14 protein-coding genes are annotated in these 19,265 nt (G+C 60.4%); 5 read left to right on the top strand and 9 right to left on the bottom strand.

Going from position 1 to position 19,265, the window contains the following annotated elements; genetic code table 11:
* Both Q1A51_RS24105 and Q1A51_RS24110 read left to right on the top strand, forming a co-directional pair.
* Positions 1 to 537, top strand: a 537-nt coding sequence (locus Q1A51_RS24105; RefSeq protein WP_299606611.1) for a Hint domain-containing protein, incomplete at its 5' end; no start/stop codon positions are given.
* A 125-nt stretch (positions 538 to 662) separates the two neighbouring features.
* Positions 663 to 2,501, top strand: a complete 1,839-nt coding sequence (locus Q1A51_RS24110) for a tetratricopeptide repeat-containing sulfotransferase family protein (RefSeq protein WP_299606613.1) — start codon at positions 663 to 665, stop codon at positions 2,499 to 2,501.
* Positions 2,502 to 2,521: 20 nt separating this feature from the next.
* Here Q1A51_RS24110 and Q1A51_RS24115 read toward each other — a convergent pair whose 3' ends face one another.
* The gene (locus Q1A51_RS24115) at positions 2,522 to 3,793 is read right to left on the bottom strand and encodes a replication initiation protein (protein ID WP_299606615.1); all 1,272 of its coding nucleotides are present in this window, start codon (positions 3,791 to 3,793) and stop codon (positions 2,522 to 2,524) included.
* A gap of 574 nt (positions 3,794 to 4,367) precedes the next feature.
* Between Q1A51_RS24115 and Q1A51_RS24120 the strand changes: the two genes are divergently transcribed.
* Positions 4,368 to 5,768, top strand: coding sequence for an AAA family ATPase (locus Q1A51_RS24120; RefSeq protein ID WP_299606617.1), 1,401 nt, complete (start codon positions 4,368 to 4,370; stop codon positions 5,766 to 5,768).
* Complete coding sequence (locus tag Q1A51_RS24125; RefSeq protein ID WP_299606620.1) at positions 5,761 to 6,843, top strand: ParB N-terminal domain-containing protein; 1,083 nt, start codon at positions 5,761 to 5,763, stop codon at positions 6,841 to 6,843. Before Q1A51_RS24120 ends, Q1A51_RS24125 begins: the two co-directional genes overlap by 8 nt.
* Positions 6,844 to 7,240: 397 nt before the next feature.
* On the opposite strand, the gene Q1A51_RS24130 is transcribed toward Q1A51_RS24125, so the two are convergent.
* From Q1A51_RS24130 to Q1A51_RS24150, 5 genes are all read right to left on the bottom strand, one after another.
* Complete coding sequence (locus tag Q1A51_RS24130) at positions 7,241 to 7,963, bottom strand: class I SAM-dependent methyltransferase (protein ID WP_299606624.1); 723 nt, start codon at positions 7,961 to 7,963, stop codon at positions 7,241 to 7,243.
* A 210-nt stretch (positions 7,964 to 8,173) separates the two neighbouring features.
* The gene (locus Q1A51_RS24135; RefSeq protein ID WP_299606627.1) at positions 8,174 to 10,657 is read right to left on the bottom strand and encodes a calcium-binding protein; all 2,484 of its coding nucleotides are present in this window, start codon (positions 10,655 to 10,657) and stop codon (positions 8,174 to 8,176) included.
* A gap of 249 nt (positions 10,658 to 10,906) precedes the next feature.
* Complete coding sequence (locus Q1A51_RS24140; RefSeq protein ID WP_299606630.1) at positions 10,907 to 11,722, bottom strand: ABC transporter permease; 816 nt, start codon at positions 11,720 to 11,722, stop codon at positions 10,907 to 10,909.
* Positions 11,715 to 12,389, bottom strand: coding sequence for an ABC transporter ATP-binding protein (locus Q1A51_RS24145; RefSeq protein ID WP_299211083.1), 675 nt, complete (start codon positions 12,387 to 12,389; stop codon positions 11,715 to 11,717). The genes Q1A51_RS24140 and Q1A51_RS24145 overlap by 8 nt, the downstream gene beginning before the upstream one ends.
* Before the next feature lie 14 nt (positions 12,390 to 12,403).
* Positions 12,404 to 13,951 carry a capsule biosynthesis protein gene (locus Q1A51_RS24150; protein WP_299606633.1) on the bottom strand — a complete coding sequence of 516 codons (1,548 nt, stop codon included), beginning with the start codon at positions 13,949 to 13,951 and terminating at the stop codon, positions 12,404 to 12,406.
* A gap of 132 nt (positions 13,952 to 14,083) precedes the next feature.
* Between Q1A51_RS24150 and Q1A51_RS24155 the strand changes: the two genes are divergently transcribed.
* The gene (locus tag Q1A51_RS24155) at positions 14,084 to 15,058 is read left to right on the top strand and encodes a glycosyltransferase (RefSeq protein WP_299606636.1); all 975 of its coding nucleotides are present in this window, start codon (positions 14,084 to 14,086) and stop codon (positions 15,056 to 15,058) included.
* Here Q1A51_RS24155 and Q1A51_RS24160 read toward each other — a convergent pair.
* From Q1A51_RS24160 to Q1A51_RS24170, 3 genes are read right to left on the bottom strand one after another with little or no spacing between them, the layout of a single operon-like run.
* Positions 15,055 to 15,855: a sulfotransferase family 2 domain-containing protein gene (locus tag Q1A51_RS24160; protein ID WP_299606639.1), complete on the bottom strand. Its 801-nt coding sequence runs from the start codon at positions 15,853 to 15,855 to the stop codon at positions 15,055 to 15,057. The genes Q1A51_RS24155 and Q1A51_RS24160 overlap by 4 nt on opposite strands.
* Positions 15,852 to 16,595: a CatB-related O-acetyltransferase gene (locus Q1A51_RS24165; RefSeq protein ID WP_299211071.1), complete on the bottom strand. Its 744-nt coding sequence runs from the start codon at positions 16,593 to 16,595 to the stop codon at positions 15,852 to 15,854. Before Q1A51_RS24165 ends, Q1A51_RS24160 begins: the two co-directional genes overlap by 4 nt.
* Positions 16,596 to 16,620: 25 nt before the next feature.
* The gene (locus tag Q1A51_RS24170) at positions 16,621 to 19,233 is read right to left on the bottom strand and encodes a glycosyltransferase (protein ID WP_299606645.1); all 2,613 of its coding nucleotides are present in this window, start codon (positions 19,231 to 19,233) and stop codon (positions 16,621 to 16,623) included.
* Between the last annotated feature and the right edge of the window lie 32 nt (positions 19,234 to 19,265).

Raw genomic sequence — 19,265 nt, forward strand, 5'->3', positions numbered from 1 at the left:
GTGGCCGTCGAAACGCTGCAGCCGGGCGACGAAATCCTGACGGCCGACGGCGGCACCACCACCGTGCGCTGGCTCGGCATCCAGCCGATCGACACGAAAACCGCGACACCGGCCAAGGCGAACCCAATCTGCTTCACCGCAGGCTCCATCGCCCCGAATGTGCCGTCGCGCGATCTGTTTGTATCGCCCGACCACGCCATGGACATCGACGGCATCCTCTACAACGCCACGGCGCTTGTGAACGGTCGCTCGATCTACCAGGTTGCGCAGATGCCGATGGATGGCTTCACCTACTACCACATCGACACCGGGTCGCATGAGCTGGTGCTGGCCGAAGGCGCCGCGTCCGAGACCTATCTCGATGCCGTGGGCCGCGATGCGTTCATCAACGGCCACGAACAGGCGGATGCGCCGATCATCAGCGAAATGTCGGTGCCGCGCATCGTCGCGCGCCGCATGGTGCCGCAGCATGTGGTCGACGCGCTGGCGGAACGGGCCGATGCGCTGGGATACACGGCAGCCGCGAAAGTCGCCTGATCGCCATCTTCAATTCAATGATAGGGGCCTGCATCTGCGGGCCCTTTTCTTTATCCGGGTTGCTGGTGGCGTTGCCATGACGCAGTATGCGCACAACCCAGTTTTCCAGTGCACATGAGCCAAAAATGAATTCGTCAACACGCGCCTCCGACCAGGAGAAACTCAAGCAGGTCAACGAAGAGGTCGCGCGCATCCAGCGACACCAGAACGCTGGTCGTATTGAAGACGCCGGGCAAGCCATCGACGGCTTGCTGGCCGAGCTTCCCGATCACCCGCAGATCCTGCACCTGAAGGGTCTGAACCTGCTGTTGGAAGGGCACAAGGACCGCGGCCTCGCCATCCTGGAAATGGTGGTCGAGAACGACAAGGACAATGTCTGGGCCCTGATCGATTACGCCAGTTTCCTGGCCAAGAACGGTGACGTGGACAAGGCGATCCCAAAGTTCCAGGCCGCCGTCGAAATGTCGCCGAACCTCGCGCTTGGACATGCAAACCTGGGCGCGGCCCTGGTTGTCAAGAAACGCTATGACGAGGCGATCAAGGCACTGACGCGCGCCGCCGCGTTGAATGGCGACATGCTGGATGTGCAGCTCAATCTCGCACAGGCCTTTATCCGCACCCGCCGCTTCCCACGCGCCATCGAACCCCTGTTCCGGGCACTGGCCATCGACCCGCAATCGGTGGCTGCACATGTCAACCTCGCACTTGCCCTGTTCCGGGCTGAACGGCACGAGGCGTCTGAACACCACGCCCGCCGCGCGATCGAACTGGCGCCAGACGCCGCAGAACCATGGTTTCACCTCGGCAATACGCTGGCCGCCCTCGGGCGCATGGACAACGCCGCAGAAGCCTTCCTGAAGGTTGCGAACCGCCCCGGCACAGGCGTGCCCGCATTGGCCCGGTTGATCAACCTCCGCACGACCACGGCCGACAGTCCCGAATACAAGCTCCTGATGCGGTTTGCCGACAAGCTCGACGACATGCCGGATCAGCTGCGCGCCGATCTGCACTTTGCGATGGGCAAGGCAGCCGACGACATGGGCGACGAAAAAACGGCCATGGACAACTACCGCAAAGGCAACGCGATCACGGCCGAGCAGCACCCCTTCAATCAGGAAAATCATACAAAACGCGAAGAACGGATGAGATCACTGGTCACGCCCGCCTTTGTGGAGCAGCACCGGGGCGCGGGCCTGCACGACGTCGCTCCCATCATCATTTGCGGCATGCCACGGTCGGGCACCACGCTCATGGACCAGATGTTCTCGCGCCACAGCAAGGTACAGGCGGGGGGTGAATTGCGGGCCGCAGGCTACGCCTTTCAGCAAAGCCCCGATCTGCTCAAGGTGCTTGAGGAGGAAGCCCCCGACAGCTCGGTGACCGACGACACGCTCACCACCTTCGCCGAACACTACCAGACCTTCCTGCACAACGAAGGGCTGCGGTCGGAATACGTGTCCGACAAGATGCCAAACAACTACCTTTACGCCGGGGTTCTGGCCCTCGCCTTCCCCCGCGCCAAGGTGCTGATCATGCGCAGGCACCCCATGGACAACCTGCTGTCAAACTTCATGCAGAACTTCGGCCCGAACCAGCCAGCATCGACCAGCATCGAAACATTGGTGAATGTTTACAAAGAGTTCGACAAAACAGCGCTGCACCAGGTCGCCACCCTGCCCAACCAGATCCGCTTCGTGAACTACGAACAGGTTGTGGCCGATCCCGAAGGGCAAATGCGCGACATCATGGATTTTGTCGGCCTGCCCTTCGAAGACGACATGCTCGATCACACCAAATCCACACGTGCAGTCAACACGGCCTCGGTCAGCCAGGTGCGCGAGCCTATCTATTCGACCTCCGTCGCCAAATGGAAGCGCTACGGGCCCCTGCTTCAGGATATGGCTGAGCAGTTGGGAGATCACCTGTCAGCCGAAGATCGACGCATATGCGGACTGGACAGCTAGGCCGCGTTCCCGGCCTTAGATCAGGCGCCCAGATCCTCGAAGGCTCCGGGCACCAAATCCTCCCAGAACTCCACCATCCGCGGGGCACACAGGGCTGACGCCCAGCCAAGACGCGCAAATTCACTGCGCATCAAATCGTCCTCCAGCCAACTCAGAAACAGCCGCCGATCCGCATCCCGTTGCGTCGGCGTCCGCCCGGCCACCAACTCCTGCACGCGGGCCATTGTTGCAGCACGCACGCGCCGCTCCTGTGCCACCTCGGCCTCTCTGCGGGTCTCGGCTTCGGTCTTTTCGGACAACGCGACATCCCGGGCCTCTGCCGCTGCCACAGCTTCTGCACTAGGCTCCGGGGGCATTGGCGCGGAATAGTCATCGCGCAAGGCCGCACTCAGGTAGCGGACCGGACTCTCAACACCCCCCCTACCCTTCAGATACGCGATCTTCTCCGACACATAATCTTCGCCGTGCTCCGAAATCCACTGTCGGGCCAGCCGATCACTCACACCCAGATCAATCAACGCGGCATAGACCGGCCCTTGCCGCACCCCTGCCCCATCGTCGATGTCCAACATGGCAAGCTGCGGGTTCTCCTTGATCAGGAACCGTATCTCCGACACCTGCCGCCCCATCTTGTGCAGCTCCGGCGTGATCATGATGTTCGACGTCTTGTTGACCTCGGCCACCGCCGGTTTGATGACCTTGGCGTTCAGATGCTTGAAACTCTCGTAATAGGCACTGCCATCCACGCCCATCAGGCGGCGAAACAAATCCAGCGGCCACCAGCCTGTCGACCCGGTGCGCACGAACCGATAACAGTTTTCATACAGCGCCAGGGCATGGCCCGAGGTAAAACGGCGCTGAATGTTTAGATTGATCAGGGCAAAGACCTTTGGGTCATGCAGCTTCTCGGCCAAAGCTGGGGAATAAGCATATTCACACACGCCCCCCGACAGCTTGGCATAGGACAGCAGCGCCGAAACGCCCCATTCCTGCCGCCCGTTCGCATCCAGCATATCCCACTCGGCAGTCGTCTCTGCGAGGCTGCGTAGAGACTGTTTCAGCGTCTCCATGTCGTTCGAATTGTACCCGACCATCATGCACAGCGTCCGTGCATCGATCTGGTGCTTGGTCTTGGTGACCAACCCGTCATACGCATTCAGCAGCAGCACGTTGCTCAGCTTGCGCTGCAAAAGGGTCAGCTTGCCGGACACGTGGATCGCGGCCACGTTCTTTTTGACGGATTGCCGCCGCAGCGCACCGGTTAAGGTGTCATGGGGTATGGGCGCTTGCATGGGTCACTGCTCTCATTACCTCGAATCCCGCTCTTGCGGCGGTATTGCTCTGCAGTATGACATAGAAAGGTGCCCGCGCCCAATCTTTCTTCAGGGACCCAAATACGGGATGGCGCGGTCCTGCAAACGGGTACCCAAAGGGAGGACAGTGGGTAAGTCTGGGGATAACTTGACCATCCGAGTCGCAAACACCCCAGAAAAAGCGTCTCTAATCAAGGGCCACCGCATTCAGGCGCCCCTGCCCCTGCGAATCGGCACCCCTTGTCCCGCACATGGGTCCCTATCATCCTGTATTCGGGTTCCCTTTGTCCTGCATAGTGGCACCGAAGTGCATTTAAGCATTTGTTCTGGATATATTTTTCTGAGCCAAAGATTCCAAATTAGATCAAAGATCAACAAGTTTATGCTGTCTCTTTTTCAGTATGATACAGTGATGGAAACTCGGGTTTCGCAGGCGAAACCTCCCAACAGCCGAAAATATGTCCCTCTTCTTTGCGATTCACTTGTTGCGCAAGATGTGCGATGATTTGCCCGATAACATCGAAAAAAGATGATCTAGGCAAGGCAGCAGTACATGGACCGAAAGTCTGACACCCCCCTCCCACCGTATTTTAATCTCGACCCACAGGCCGCCGCTGGCAAGTTGAGCGATCCTGTCGACACCGCCCGATTCGCCAAGGCCGCTGCCTTTGCGGGTCGTGGCCGCGATGATCTGGCCAAGCGTGGGTATGCTCCCGATGGGCGCAAGAAGCTGCGCAAGTTCTCGACTTGGGAAGTCTGCCGCTATCTGATCCCCGTGGCCCCGGCCCATTTGCGACGCGTGCTGAACAAGAATCCCGATCTGCCGCAGGGCGAGGGTCAGGGCAGCGCGAAATGGTTCAGTCTCGAAGAGATACTGACGCTGCGCGACCATTTCGCGTCCGAAGGGGTCAGCACCAAGGAATACCGCCCCTATCGCCCCGAAGGCCTGCCGGCCAAGGTCGTCGCCGTCGCCAACTTCAAGGGTGGTGTGGGCAAGACAAGCACCGCCGCGCATCTGGCCATGTCAGCGGCCCTGGATGGGTACAAAGTGCTTGTGGTGGACCTTGACAGTCAGGGGTCCATGACCTCGATCATGGGCGGCAACGTCGAGGATGAATGGCAGACCGTATTCCCCCTCCTCGCCCGTGATTACGCCACCCAGTTGCAAGCCGAAAACCGGGTGCGCGCAGCCGCTGGTGATCCCGAGTTTCCGCTGGACGAAACCCTGACCGAAGCGCTGGAGGTTTCGCTGCGAAACGTGGTCCAGAAAACCCACTGGACCAACATTGATCTGATCGGCGCACAGTTGAACCTGTACTGGGCGGAATTTCAGATTCCAGTCTGGCGCATGAACCTGCGCAACTGGCAGCTTTGGGACGCCCTTAACAACGCCCTGGATGATGGCGGTGCGCTGGATGAATACGACGTCATCCTGCTCGATACGCCCCCGGCACTTGGCTACCTGACGATCAATGCTCTGGCCGCCGCCGACATCATTCTGGTGCCCCTTGGTGCCTCGTTCCTTGAGTTCGATTCCACCGGCCGTTTCTTTGATATGCTCTACTCCACATTCGCCTCGATCGAGGATGGAGAGAACGCCGCAAGACGGCGTGCAGGGCTGCCGGAAATGAAGTTTGAATGGGATGTGGTGCGGGCGATCATCACCCGGTTTGACGCCAGCCAACAGACCGATCTGGCCAACGTCATTCAGGCCTATTTCGGCGATATGACCAACGCCTATCGGCAGGAATACACCTCCATGGTGGGCCAGGCGGGTGAGAGTGTGAGCGGGATTTACGAGGCGGATTACCGCGATTTCAACCGCACCACATATGTCCGGGGGCGAGAGACGTTTGACCGGACGTATGCCGAGTTCAAGGAGATCCTGCTGGGGTCCTGGTGGCGCGATGACCAGGAGCGGAAGGCGGCTGAACAGGAGGTAGCCAATGGCTAAGCGCAGACAGTTGGAGGTGCCCTCGGCCGAGGCGCTGAAGGAGATCGAGGAAGGTTTCGCGCGCGAAACCCCCGGTCCGACCCGACGTGCACCCATTGCGGATGTCGCCGCGGATGCAGCCCTGCACGCCGATCCACGGCCTCTGGCGGATCGCGAGGATCAGGCCCGCACGGCAGCGGAAATCGAGGCGTTCAAGGATGCCAAGGCGCGGGGTTTGGTGGCGGTCGAACTGCCCATCGAAGAGATACGCGCCGATGCCTTAAGTCGGGACCGGGTGGGGCTGAACGAAGAGGACATGGCCGAGCTGCGCCGGTCCATTGCGGATCATGGCTTGCGTTTGCCCATCGAAGTGTTTGAGCCGTCGAACCCGGAAGGGGCGGGCAAGTATGCCCTGATTTCCGGCTTCCGCAGATTGGCGGCGGTGCGCGAGTTAAACGAACTTTCGGGCGGTCAGAGACACCAGACGATCCCGGCCTTTGTTCGGTCGCCCGACAGTCTGGCCGCGGCTGTTGTCGCCATGATCGAGGAGAATGAAATCCGATCAGGGCTGAGCCAATACGAGCGGGGCAGGGCGGCTGCAGTGGCCGTGCATGAGGGTGTCTTTGCTTCGGTGGACGAAGCCGTCGGAACGCTGTTTTCTTCGGCCTCGAAAGCGAAGCGATCCAAGATACGATCCTTTGCGCTTGTCCACGAGGAGCTGGGGGACATGCTGCGCTTTGGTCCCGATCTGAGCGAACGTCAGTGCCTGCGTGTGGCAGCTGGTCTGAGGGCAGGGCAAAGCGAAAACATGCGGCAGGCGCTTGAGAGCCATGCCATCGGCAATGCCGACGATGAATGGGCGGTTCTGGAGCCGCTGATCGAGACCATTGAGGGCATGGCCCCGGACCCCAGCCGCGGCGGGCGGCCCCGCAAGGTTGTGGAGCGATCTGCGCCAGTGCGGCTGGCCAACAAGGTCACGATGGAGCGGGTCCAGACCGAAGATGGCTTTGCCATTCGGCTGCGGGGACCGCATGTGAACGAAGAGCTGATCGAACAGGTCATGGATCGGATCAAATATCTGCTTGAAGAGATTTGAAGCCGGGGCAGGGGGTTTCGCGTGCGAAACCCCCTTTGTCTTGTGACGACTCGAACTCGTTTGCACGTGCGAGCAGAGCAAAAAAGCCCCTGTTAGAGACTGTTTTGCCAGATATCAGGTGTTCGCAGACATTAAATGTTCTCTATGTGTTCTTAATTCTCTTGTCCGAGATGTAGATGCCGAAGTCCGCTTTTAGGGGTGCTGACCGCCTGTCATCATCAGAGAGGCCGATTTTAAGCCTGTAGAGAGCCAGCTTGGTCATTCTGGCGGGCAGGGGCGATAGCGGCAAAAGGCGCGTCTGAGGGCCGTTTTCTGGGCCTCAGACGCTGGGTTGGGACCGACCACACCCAAGGTCGTTGTCCTATGGGCGGCGTAAAGAGGGTAGGGGGCCTGCGACTTAGCTGGTCCGCGCGTCGATCCAGGTCACCGCATCGCCCCATTCACACAGCGGCAGACGGTCGACATTCTCGTAGAGCCAGCCGAAGCGTTGGGGCAGCAATTCGGCTTCCATGTCAACCAGCGGATCGGCATCCGCGTCTGCTTGCAACAAGCCAACACCATGGTCGATCAGGATCAGTTTGAAGTGCAGCCCGCGTGTGGCTGCGATTTCCACGGCGACTTTCCAGACATCGCCCGTCCAGCCGAGGTTCATGCGCGGCATATGTTCCTGTTTCCAGTTCACCGGCATCAGGTCGTGCAACGCGATCCAGCCGCCGGGCTTCAAGCAGGCCAGCGCATTCACCACATCGCGGTGGACCTGGGTGTATTCGTGCAACCCGTCGATCCAGACGAAATCGAACTGCTTGGTGTTTGTCGCGAAAAAGTCGTCAGAGGTCATGCGGACGGTGCCGCCTTTGACCGGGTCCACGCCTGTCTTGTCACCGACGGGCAGCGCGTCAAACAGGTCGTTCGATCCGCAGCCCACTTCAAGATAGGCGCAGTCCATCGGCAGTTTGCGCAAAACGTAGTTCACCAGTGCGATGCGATTGTGGTGCGTGCCTTTCCAGTGCCATTTGAAGCCGCGCGGGTAGGCGGCGTGCTGGAAGTGTTCTGCGATCTGGCGGCGGCCTTCCCCGTCCAACTCTTCAAAGGGTACTTGCAGAAAATCGGGGGTCGTCATGGTCGTTCCTTTGCACAATGCGCTGTCGCCTGTTGGCGTGTCGCGCAGATGTTAAGGTGGCGCGGCGGTGCACGCCAGAGGGGTTTTTTGCAGGTCATGCCGGGTCGCGGTTTGGTGCCAACGCAGATGCAAAAAGGGCGCAGTCGTTTTAAGCAACTGCGCCCCAGATCATGTTTTCTTACAATGGCTTAGCCCATTGACAAGTCGTCGTCAGACAAAGGTCACATCGTCGAACAGGAAGGTGACATTGGTGACGTTGTTCAAGGTCAGGCTGTTGCCGTCGCCAAAGTCGAGCACCAGGTTTCCGTCCACGACGCTGGAGTAGTTGGCCAGATCGCTGCCGACCGGCATGCCTTCGTCCAGAAGCGAGGCTTCGATCTCGAGCGCGTCGACGATCAGCGAGTAGTCGCGGATGACGTCGTTGCCGCCGTTGAACACAAACAGGTCAGCCCCCTGGCCACCGCGGAGCAGATCATCGCCCGCACCGCCGTCCAGCGTGTCATTGCCCGAGTTGCCTTCGAGGTTGTCGTTGCCGATCCCGCCCTCCAGGCTGTCAAAGCCATTGAGCCCGCGCAGCAGGTCATCGCCGTCGCCGCCTGTCAGGGTGTCAAAACCCAGACCGCCGCTGAGCGTGTCGTTGCCTGTCCCGCCATCGAGCACATCGTTGCCGTTGCCGCCGTTGAGCGAGTCGTCGCCTTCGCCGCCTTCGAGCGTGTCACGGCCATTCAGACCCAGCAACGTGTCATTGCCAGCCCCGCCTTGCAGGCTGTCAAAGCCCAGGCCGCCATTGAGCGTGTCGTTGCCCGCGCCGCCATCCAGCGAGTCGTTGCCGAAGCCGGAGTTCAGGCTGTCATCGCCGTCTTCGCCGTTCAGGTTGTCGAACCCGTTGAGACCCAGCAGCGTGTCGTCGCCCGAGCCGCCGTTCAGCTCATCCGCGCCGATCCCGCCATTCAGGCTGTCTGCACCAGCACCCGCATTCACGGTGTCATTGCCGGCGCCGCCCGAAATCGTGTCAGCGGCGAGGCTGCCATCGATGTTCGAAGACGCGCCGGAGCCGGCCACCGTGTCCCCGCTGATCCCCAGCTGGGCGGCCAGGTCAGCGAGGCTGAGCGTGGTATCCTCGAAAAAGAATGTTTCGACACCACTGATCGTGTCGATGCCTGCGGCCGACGTGATCTGGATGGTTTCGTTGTCCAGTGCGAGCAGCGTCACATTGGTGCTATCGTCGCCAACTTCCAGGCTGTCCTGTCCATCGCCGCCGTCGATGGAATCATTGCCCGCATCGCCAGCGAGGAAGTCGTCGCCCGCGCCGCCGCGCAGCGTGTCGTTGCCGTCATCCCCGAACAGGTCGTCGTTGCCGTCGCGCCCTTCGATGAGGTCGTTGCCGCCGCGCCCTTCGAAGATGTCATCCCCGAGTGAGCCCCGCAGAGTGTCATCGCCCTCACGCGAGCCGCGAACATATTCGATCGAGATCAGCGTGTCGGTGAATGCGAAGCCGTCCCATGTGCCCGTTGCGGTTTCCGCCTCAAGATCGACATTGACTGCGTCGACGCCTGAACGGTCGTAGCGCACCCGGTCGGTGCCGCCGCCGCCGTTGACCGTGTCGTTGCCCTGTTCGGTGATGAAGCTTTCATTCCGATCCGAGCCCATGATGCTGTCATTGTTGTCCGTGGCGCGGATTTCCAGCCGCCCGTTGCCCGTTACCGAAATCGTGTCTTGTCCGCCGAACCCGTCATTGCTGACGATGCCGGTGGACAGGTCCATAACAAGACCAGCCAAGGGGTCGCTGACCGAACCGCCATTGAAGCTGATCCGTCCGTTACCGTCTCCGAGGTTGACGTTGTAGGTGTCGTTGCCTTCATTGCCACGCAGGTTGAACCACGTGTCGTTGGCACCGGTGATGTTGTAGGTGTCGTTGCCTTCGCCACCCTCAAGGCCGAGCCCGAAAGCGGTCATTATGGCGTTGACGTCAAGCAACGTGTCGCTGAACCCAGTCCCGGTGATCGTTCCGGTGTTGGCTACGGCGTTGATGTTGAACGTGACGGCACCGTCCACGAAGTCCTCGTAGTCCAGCCACTGGAACGTGGTGGGTGTGCTGTTGGAGAAGTTGATCGTGTCGTTGCCCAGGGTGCCTTCGATGTCGCCGCCGTTGTCATTGCCGTTGTCACCGCCGACGACGATGGTGTCGTTGCCCCGGCCGCCAAACAGTTGATCATAGAAGCCAGAGCCGTTGATTGTGACCGGCTGGGTGATCAGGTCGGCGAAGGCCGGGTCCAGCAGGTCGAACATGTTCAGGCCGGTTCCGGCCGAACTTGCGTCGAAGGTGATTGGCCCGTCGCCGTTCAAGAGGGCGGCGATGGGTTGGAGGTTATCCGAGCTTGTGGCGTCCAGGGCGGCAGACAGCTCGACAAAATCCCAGCTCACGCCTGTCAGGGACCCTTCGAGAACGGTGTTGTCCGCGCTTCTCATCGTCATGCTGTTGACGGTACCCGCAGTTGGCTGTTCTTCGCCGGGAGGGCCGCCAAAGGCAAAGCCGGTGCCTACAATCGTTGTGGTGATACCGGTTTGGGGATTGAACAGAACAACGGTTGTGCTTTCGGCCGATACGATATCGACTTCTACTTCGCCAGTGTCCGAAAAGAACGCGTCGCCGAAGAAGCTTGAATTGGTCCCATTGAGTGTGAAGGTGGTCATCTCGTATTCCCTCAGTGTATGTACGGGCCCGTGCGTTCTGCTGCGCTTTGCCCGTTTTCGTTGAATTGAGTTATATTAATTCGTGTGGTGACACTAGGTCACGGAAATGCATTGGCGCAAGTTCGCGGATTCAATCTAAACGCAAAAAAAGCGGTTAATTTGCGGGCATTTATGAGGCAGTTTTGTGAAATTCAACCGCCGATTGTCGTCGAAAAGCAGACGGTACCGGCGGGTTTCGGCCAACGCGCCCTACCGCTCCATACTGTCGCGGTAGTACCGGCGCAGGAATAGCAGGCCAATTGTGCCGCAGATCAATGCCACGGCATACACGTAGATTTCGCTCACGTATTCGCCCCGATACGAATAGTAGAGCCCCGTTCGGCTTCGTCCGGTCACGTGCACCAGGGGGTTCCACCAGAGCCAGTCGCGATAGGGCTGCGGAATGCGGTCGTGCAAAAAGATGACGCCCGAGATCAGGATCAGAGGTCGGGTCATAACCGCCCAAGCCATTTGCCAGACGGGGTAGTACGCAACCAGCACGGCGTTCAGAATGCCGATGCCCAGCCCCAATGCCCCTGCCATGGCGAAGGCCGACAGGAGTGCAGGCAACACCAGCACGGTGCGAGTTTCCATCGTGCCAAGGATCGCGGCGATCAGAAGGTAGGACACCAGGTACTGCGTCAGAACGGTCAGGATGAACCGCGCAAGCACAGCGTCCAAGATGGTGACACGCGGATAGGCGAGAAGCTGTCTGGAGAAGTTGACGGACTGCCCCACCTTGTTGGTCACATACAAAAACGTGAAAAAGGGCATAAGACCGGACGCATAGAAGATCGCGAAATTTGTTCCCAATGGCGGGGTACGCAGCCCGGTCGAGAACAGCGCAACGAGCAATGCGAGGCCCAGGGCGGGTTCAAGCACGGCCCAAATGTACCCCCCGGGTGACCTGCCGTAGGTTGTCGACATCTCGCGCAGGACAAGTGCGGTGATCGTGCGCAGGCTGGCGAAGCGCGGCAACGTCTTGTGCACATTTTGCAGTACGGGGGGCTGCGGAGTGTCAGTCATCATCTTCTCCACTGGTCTGCATGTTGTATTGATGGTGCTCTATCGCATCATTGATGTTGTCGTAGTAAGTCAGGTGCCCGTCTTCCAGGACCGCGCCCGCCTGGCAGATGCGTCGCATCGACCCCATCGCGTGGCTGACAAAGATTGCGCCGGAGGTGCGCAACCGGTCCTGAAACACGGCCTCGCTTTTTGCGCGGAATGCGGCATCGCCAACCGCCGTCACCTCGTCGATCAGGTACGTGTCGAATTTGAGGCCCATGTTGATGCCAAAAGACAGCCGCGCCTTCATCCCCGAGGAATAGGACCGCACCGGCAGGTGAAAATGCTGGCCCAGTTCTGCGAAGCCCCGCACAAAGTCGGTCAAGGCGTCTGTCTCTACCCCATAGATCCGCGCGACGAACCGCGTGTTCTGTGCGCCACTCATGTCAGGGTGCATTGATGTCGCCAGCCCAACCGGGAACGAGATGCTGCCGTTGCTCAGCACCTCACCCCATGTCGGCGTCGCTGTGCCCGCGATAATTTTGAGCAGGGTTGATTTGCCCGCGCCGTTGCGGCCCAACAACCCCACGGCGACACCGCTGGGAAAGGTTACGTTAACGTTGTCGGCCACCGTCTTGCGGGTGCCGTTCATGTAGAACGTCTTGGTCAGGTTGCGTAGAACGATCATCGCATCGCGGCCCGTCAGCGCCGATCCCGAAGCGCATAAGCCGACAGCGCCAGGATGGCCCAGAGCAAGAATGAAAACAGTCCCACCAGGCCGAGCGCCTGATAGACTTGCGGGTATTTCGCAGATTCCGCCAGCGTCGGCTGAACATGGGCGGCCAGGTAGCGGGTCTGACGGCGGGCTTCGGCGACAGCCGCGTCATAGGCTGTCCGGGACGCGGCAAAGGATTGTTCGGCAAATTCCCGATCCACCAGAAGCCGCTCATACTCTCCGACGAGGTTGGCGAACGCGTCTTCGTCTGTGGCGCCGCCTGAATCACCAAGCCCCAGTTTCTGCTGTTCTTCGTTAATGCGCACTTCGATGACTTCGATCCGGCGTCGAGTCTGGATGATGCGCGGGTCGTCCTGCCGCGATGAGGTTTGCAGCAGAATATCCAGATCAATCAGCGTTTCGGCAAGTTGGGCCTGCAGGGACGACAGGATACCCATCTGGCTTTGAATGCTGGCTTCGGGATCGACGATCTGTGTCTCGTTGCGGAAGCGCGTCAATGCCTGGCGCGCGACCTTGACCTGTTCGACCGTTGTCTCAAGTTCGTCCCGTGCGTAGCGGGTGGCGTCTTCGCGTGCGATGGCGGACAGCCGGTTAATCATCTCCGAGCTTTCGTCATAGATGAACTGGTTGATCCGCCGGGCGTCTTCCGGGCTAAAGGCCTGCACCTCGACATCGATCAGGCCGGTGCCGCTGTCGGAATAGACCCCGACCATCCTTTCCCAATAGGTCACGAGATCTTCGATCGTGCCGGGTGGGTGATAGGCAAACACGGGGTCATGATCCGGGTCGCCCTTGGCCCAGAGTGCACGCAGATTCAGCGCGGCATCCGCGCGTGCGACGAGTTCCTGGCTTTGGATGAACTGATACAGGATGTCGGGATCGGATGAGGACGATCCCGAGATTTGGGTGACCGCGCCAAGCAGGTCGACAGCAGAGCCCACCTCTTCGTTGCGCACGGAAAACCCTGACATCGACGCGTAGCGGGGTGCGGCGCGTTCGGTGAGGTACCAAAAGGACACAATCACCGGCACCACGACCATCACAAGGAAGCTGATCAGGGCCACCCAGTGGCGGCTGCGCGTGCGGGCGGGCGGCGCGCTGGGTATCTGAGGGGCGACGACGGGCGGGGTCACGGCGGCAGGTTGTTCGTGCGCAACCTGTTCGGTGGGGTTTTCTACAAGCGCTTCGAGCTGTTCGAGATCCCGGCGCATCTTGATCGCCTTCAGCTCTTCTTTGCGGCGGGCCATGTCGAGGCGTTCGCGCTTGATTTCGTCCAGGCGGGCTGCGGCCTCGTCACTGTCGGAACTGTTCGCGTCTGAATCTTGATCGACGGATTCGGTTTGCTGAGAGATGGTCATGTCGTCCGCTTCGTGTCCGGCTGGTTCTGCCGTTTCGGCAACCGCCGCATTTGGTCCGGTCCGCAGCACGCGCGGCCGTGCGCTGGAAAATGCCGGCGCATCGCTGTCTGTGGAATCTTGGGGCGTGGATGCCGGGTATTTGGAGGAGTCTGCCACCAATTTCGCCTGCCAATTAGTTGAATATACAGCATGAAACTGCATAAACATGACGCTACATGAAATCATGTACAATGACCAGCCGGTTGCCTTTGTGCGCCGGTCCCACGACCAGCTATTGAGAAGGCGCGGATGTCACAGAGTTCTGCAGTTTCGGCCAGAAAAACGGCCCCACGGACACCGGAGCATGTCAGGATTGTCATGGCGACCCGGAACGGTGCGGCCTATCTGTCGCAGCAGCTGCAATCGATCGTGGATCAGACGCACAAGAACTGGTCCCTGTTTGTGGGGGACGACGGGTCAGACGATGATACGTGTGCGCAAATCCGCGCATTTGCTGCCGCGCATCCGGATCGAGATGTCACGCTTGTGTCAGGGCCCTGTCAGGGGAGTGCCGCAAACTTCCTGACGCAGGCGGCGGCGGCCTGGCGTGATGCAGATTGGCTGGCTTTTGCCGATCAGGACGATGTGTGGATGCCAACCAAGTTGGAACGTGCCGTGTCCCAGATCGGGCCGGGCGACACGGCCGCCGGTTATTCAAGCCGGTCGATCCATACGGCGCCCGATTTGACTCCGTTGAGGACCTCATCCCTGCACCGACGGGCACCCGGATTTTCCAATGCGTTGGTGCAGAATGTGCTGAGCGGTCATGCGCTTGTTCTGAACCCCGTGGCTGCTGCTTTGGTCGTGAATCACACGCAAGCGGCGTTGGCGTCCAAAGTGCCGTTTCACGACTGGTGGATTTACAACCTGATTGCCGGGGCAGGGGGGCGCGTTGTGCTCGATCCGGAGCCGGGTCTGTACTACCGCCTGCACGGGGAGAACGTGCTGGGTCACAACCGCAGCTGGAGTGAGCGCATGGTGCGGTTGCGCATTTTGGCTGGACGGGAGTTCGCGGGTTGGATTGATTGCAACCTTGCGGCCCTGGCGCAGTGCGAACCCGCCCTGACACCGGACGCGCGCGCGCTGGTCAAGGGCATGGTCGAGATGCGGGCCGAGCCGCGCGGTCGGATGCGCTTGCGCGCGCTGCGCGAATTGGGATTGTACCGTCAATCGGCGGGTGGGGACCGGGTTCTGCGGATGCTGGCGTTGACCGGACGGCTTTAGACCGGCGCGTCGCTGGCCAGTCCCAGTTCAATCATCAACTGCTGGTCGAGCCGCGCGAAATCCAGCAGCCTTTGCAGGCTCTGATCCTGTTCCAACCGGGCGGCGAGTTTGGGCCAACGCAGGTCAGGCTGCGCGTCGGGCCCGGCGTCAGGCCCGGCATTCACGTAGCGACCGGCGACCGTGATCTCCTGCCCCGTTCTTTCAAGAATGTCCTGTTCAAGAGCGCCAAGGTTGTCAACACCGTACAGGCCATCAAGCCCGCGCGCCGCTGCCGCCGCCTGGCGCACGAGGTCGGTATCTTTCTTGTCCGCCACGAACCGTCTGCCGCGCATCTTTTGCGTCACGAGGTAGCTACAATAGAGGTTGTTGTAGTGATCCTGAATGAACCGTTGCCACGCAGGATCGCCCCCGAAAAAGTAGTCATCTGCCGACTGGCCCGTGATCATGCGCATGCCCTTGCGCTCGGGCAGGGCGCGTTCTTCGGGGCTGGCGGCTTCTGCCTTGCGCAGCAGGTAGAAATAAAAGGACGCAATCCGTTCAAGAGGGTCGCGCAGCACGGTGAACACAAAGCGATCCGGGGGCAGGGTGTCGATGGCGTCCCAATCGATATGCCCGGAATAGAGACTGTATCCGGGTGGCATTTGCGCCGCGCCCTTTTCTGCCTGCGTGTGCACACGGATGGGCGACACCGCCTCTTCGCCGACGATGCGGGCCAGTTCGAAGTGGATGGTCTGTCCCGCGGTTTTTGGGATGTGCAGAAAAACGATTGGAGTCGTGGCTGTGCCCGCCTTGGTCATTTCACCGCAACCTCGTCTTCTTTGCGCAGGTCGATCACCTCGGGTTGGAAGTCGGGCGTGTTGCCCATCCTGTGAAGACCTTGAACAAAGTCCTGCATGTTCGAGGGGTCGAGATGCGTCATCTGCCAAGGTGCGTAGCGCCACCATTTCAACCGCAGAAGCGGAGAGATGAATTGCGGCGGCACCCGCAGTTTCTTGATGACGGCCGGGTTGCCCGCCACCATGGTGTAAGGGGGAACGTCCTTGGTCACGACCGAGTGGGCAGCGACGATTGCGCCGTCGCCAATGGTCACCCCGGCTGCGATATACGCACCGTGGCCGATCCATACATCGTTGCCGATGGTTGTGATCTGGGCGCGGGTTGCGGCCGTTTTCGTCTCAAACTCGTAATCGTGATAGTCTTCGGCATCTGCAAAATCGTGCCCAAGATCAAAGAGCCTATCCCCCAGGTAAAAGGCCGGCGACGTCGAAATCCAACTCAAGGGGTGGTTCTGGCGCCCGATCTGTACGTTTTCGCCAAAGGAACAATAGCGCCCGATGCGTGCGGCAAAGCAGTAGCCCGACACCTGATAGGAGAAGGCCCCCAATTCGATCGAATGCTCGTATTGGGTCCATTTCAGGCTGCCCGGTGCTTCGAGTACCGTGTGGCGGGGCAGGGTGACGCTTGGTCCGTTTCCCCTTGGCAATACTTCGATCCCGCGCGCCCGAAGCGTTTCGATCTGTACATTCACCGGTGTCATTGTCGTCCTCGTGGCGGGGCCTGGTTTAGTCGGACACAAGGTCCGAGCGCTCCGCGGTCTGGGCGCGGTGGGCATCCAGCGTTTCAATCACGTTCTGCGCCGCAAAGCCAGCCGGATTGCGCGTCCGGGAGGATATGTTCGTCTTGGTCCGGGGCAGGGGAGGGAGCGGCACTGTTACACCGTTTTGCGCACGGCGCACCGCTTCGCCCTGGGCGCCAATGTCGAATGCAAGCACGGGCAAACCGGTCGCAAGTGTCTCGTGGGTTGTATACGAGAATGTTTCGGGCCAGATCGACGGGATCAACCAGTGTGTGACGCCGTATTGCCGGACAAGGTCGGGAATATCCGAAGGCAGGTAGCTGCCGTGCACCCGCACATGTGCTGGCAAGGCGTATGCCGGATCGATATTGCCAATCAGAACCAGGCGGGGTGTTTTTGCCTGCGCCGTTGATGCATTAGTGTCGAGCATGGCTGCCAATTCCTGCAGGACGGCAGCCCCCTTTTGCAGGCCGATGTTTCCGAGCACGGCCACGACCGGTGGAGCGTTTGCCTTTGGTTTGGGCAGCTGTGGTGGCGTGTAGGGCAGGGGGTGCGGCGACACCACGATCCGGTCGGACAGGTCGGGCCAGACGGCACGTACCTGATTGCCGCTGTCTTCGGAAAAGACATGCAGGGCGGCGGCCCGATCCGCCAGCCTTTTCCAGGCTGATTGCCAGTCGGCGAGCGGGACACGGTGGCCGTCAATACCCCAGGCCTGGTGCGCGGTATCGGTGCGCGCGTCGTCCGGTGGCCCGCGATAGACACCGTCGGCATCAAGCAACGTGTAAGACGGTGATAGCGGGAAGAAATCGTGAAACAGGATCTCGACCCTGTCGTCGTCGTTTTGGGCCAACGCCACCAGTTCGGTCGGCAAACCGGCGGGGTCGGGGGTGCCGACCCCACAGGAATAGATCACGGTGCGGCGCGGCAGGCGTGCAAGCAGGTCGTGCATCAGATCGGTGTCATCGGTGCTGCCGCGCGTGATGCCGCCCGGTGCGTGTAATTCAATCTGCCAGTGCCGTGTACCGCCAACGCGGAGCAAAACCACAGGCACGCCGTTCGCCACCGTTTCAGCCACACGCGCTTCTAGCCAGACCTGTGCGCCGCCCCCAAGGGTGTGTGCCAGGTAGATCGGGACCGCCTGATCCAGTTCAAGACCGCCGGCCCATGCCAATCCCAGTGCAAGCCGTGCCGTACCCAGCGGGTCGGCCCCTATATAGCGCTGCACTTCGCCGTCATAATTCGGGTAGCGTTTGGAAACGATGTCGTTGTTGCGTGCAATCAGGGCCAGCTTTGTGTCTGAGCCAAAGCTTTCGCCGCCGCGGTGTTCCACATACAGGTTCGGCACTGCCACATGCCGTCCGCCGCGCGCGCGGATCTTTTGGCACCAGTCTACTTCTTCCCCGTAGCCGCGCCCGAAAACCGTGTCGAATTGCGGCTCCCGTTCCAGCCAGTCACGGTTCATGCCCATACAAAAACCCACGCCAGTTGGTACATCGAGCTGCAAGCAATCCGGGTTGAATTGGCGGGCCTGTTCGTCGATGCGGTCCGCGAGGCCGGGCGCGAGGTCGGTTTTTGCGCAGATCACTGGGGCCGAGAAAATCTCGGCATCATTGGACATGGGTGTTGTGCTGGCGATGCTGGTGTCTGCCAGCAGAGGCCGGACCAGGCGGCTGGCCCAGTTTTTCGGCAGAAATGCATCGGAATTGAGCAGAACGATGGGCCCCTCATCGGCACCACAGTGCCCCATGGCCCGCGCAAGCCCGTCGTTCACGGACCGGATAAAGCCGCGGTTTTCGGGGTTTTCGACGAGGGTGATGTCGTGACCGTCCGCGTGCTGTGCCACCCAATCGCGCAGGAAGGGAAGGACACGATCGTCTGTCGAACCATCCTCGATCATGATCAGGCGCCAAGGCAGGTCGGTGTGGTTCGTGATCCGGGCAAGTACATCCGACAACAAATCAAAAGCGTTATAGACCGGCAGCACGATGGTGATGCGACAGTCCGGCACCTCGGTTTGGGCGGATGGCGGGCCGTCGAACAACTCTGGCACCAGTTCTTCGGCGGCGGCGATCATGTTCAGCCCGAGCCGGTCCTTGACGCGTGCGCGGTAGATTGGATTGCGGCTTGCATACCATCCCAAGATGGCTGGTGACGCAATTGCCATGTCCCGCCCGAAGCGGAGCATCATGCCCAAACGCCTTGAGCCGTTCCAAGGCACTTTTAGGGACAGGGCCGGGATGTCGTCATGTCCCACCAAAGGCTCGCAAATCAGTCCTGGTGCATCGCTGGTGAGCAACATTTCCGGGGTGCAGGGCATGGATAGATCAAAGCCCGTTTCTGCCGGAAAATCGCGGGCTTGTGCCACATCCTCGCGGCGCAAACGCGGAACCATATTTGTCTCTGCTTCGGCCAGAACGAGTGTGACCTTGGCTGCCCGTACCCATCCGGCAACCCGTAGCCTGCCTTCGATGACTTCGATTTCATCGATGTATCCGACTTCGTTACCTTCGGCGTCCACAATGGGACCGGATGGCCCCTTCAAGACCAGCCGAGCAGCGGCATAGCGATTGTGTAAAGCCGACAATCTACGGAGCATTCAAGCGCTCCGCTTGCATGTCGGGGCACCAA

The sequence above is a fragment of the uncultured Tateyamaria sp. genome, from assembly GCF_947496075.1.
Classification (GTDB): domain Bacteria; phylum Pseudomonadota; class Alphaproteobacteria; order Rhodobacterales; family Rhodobacteraceae; genus Tateyamaria.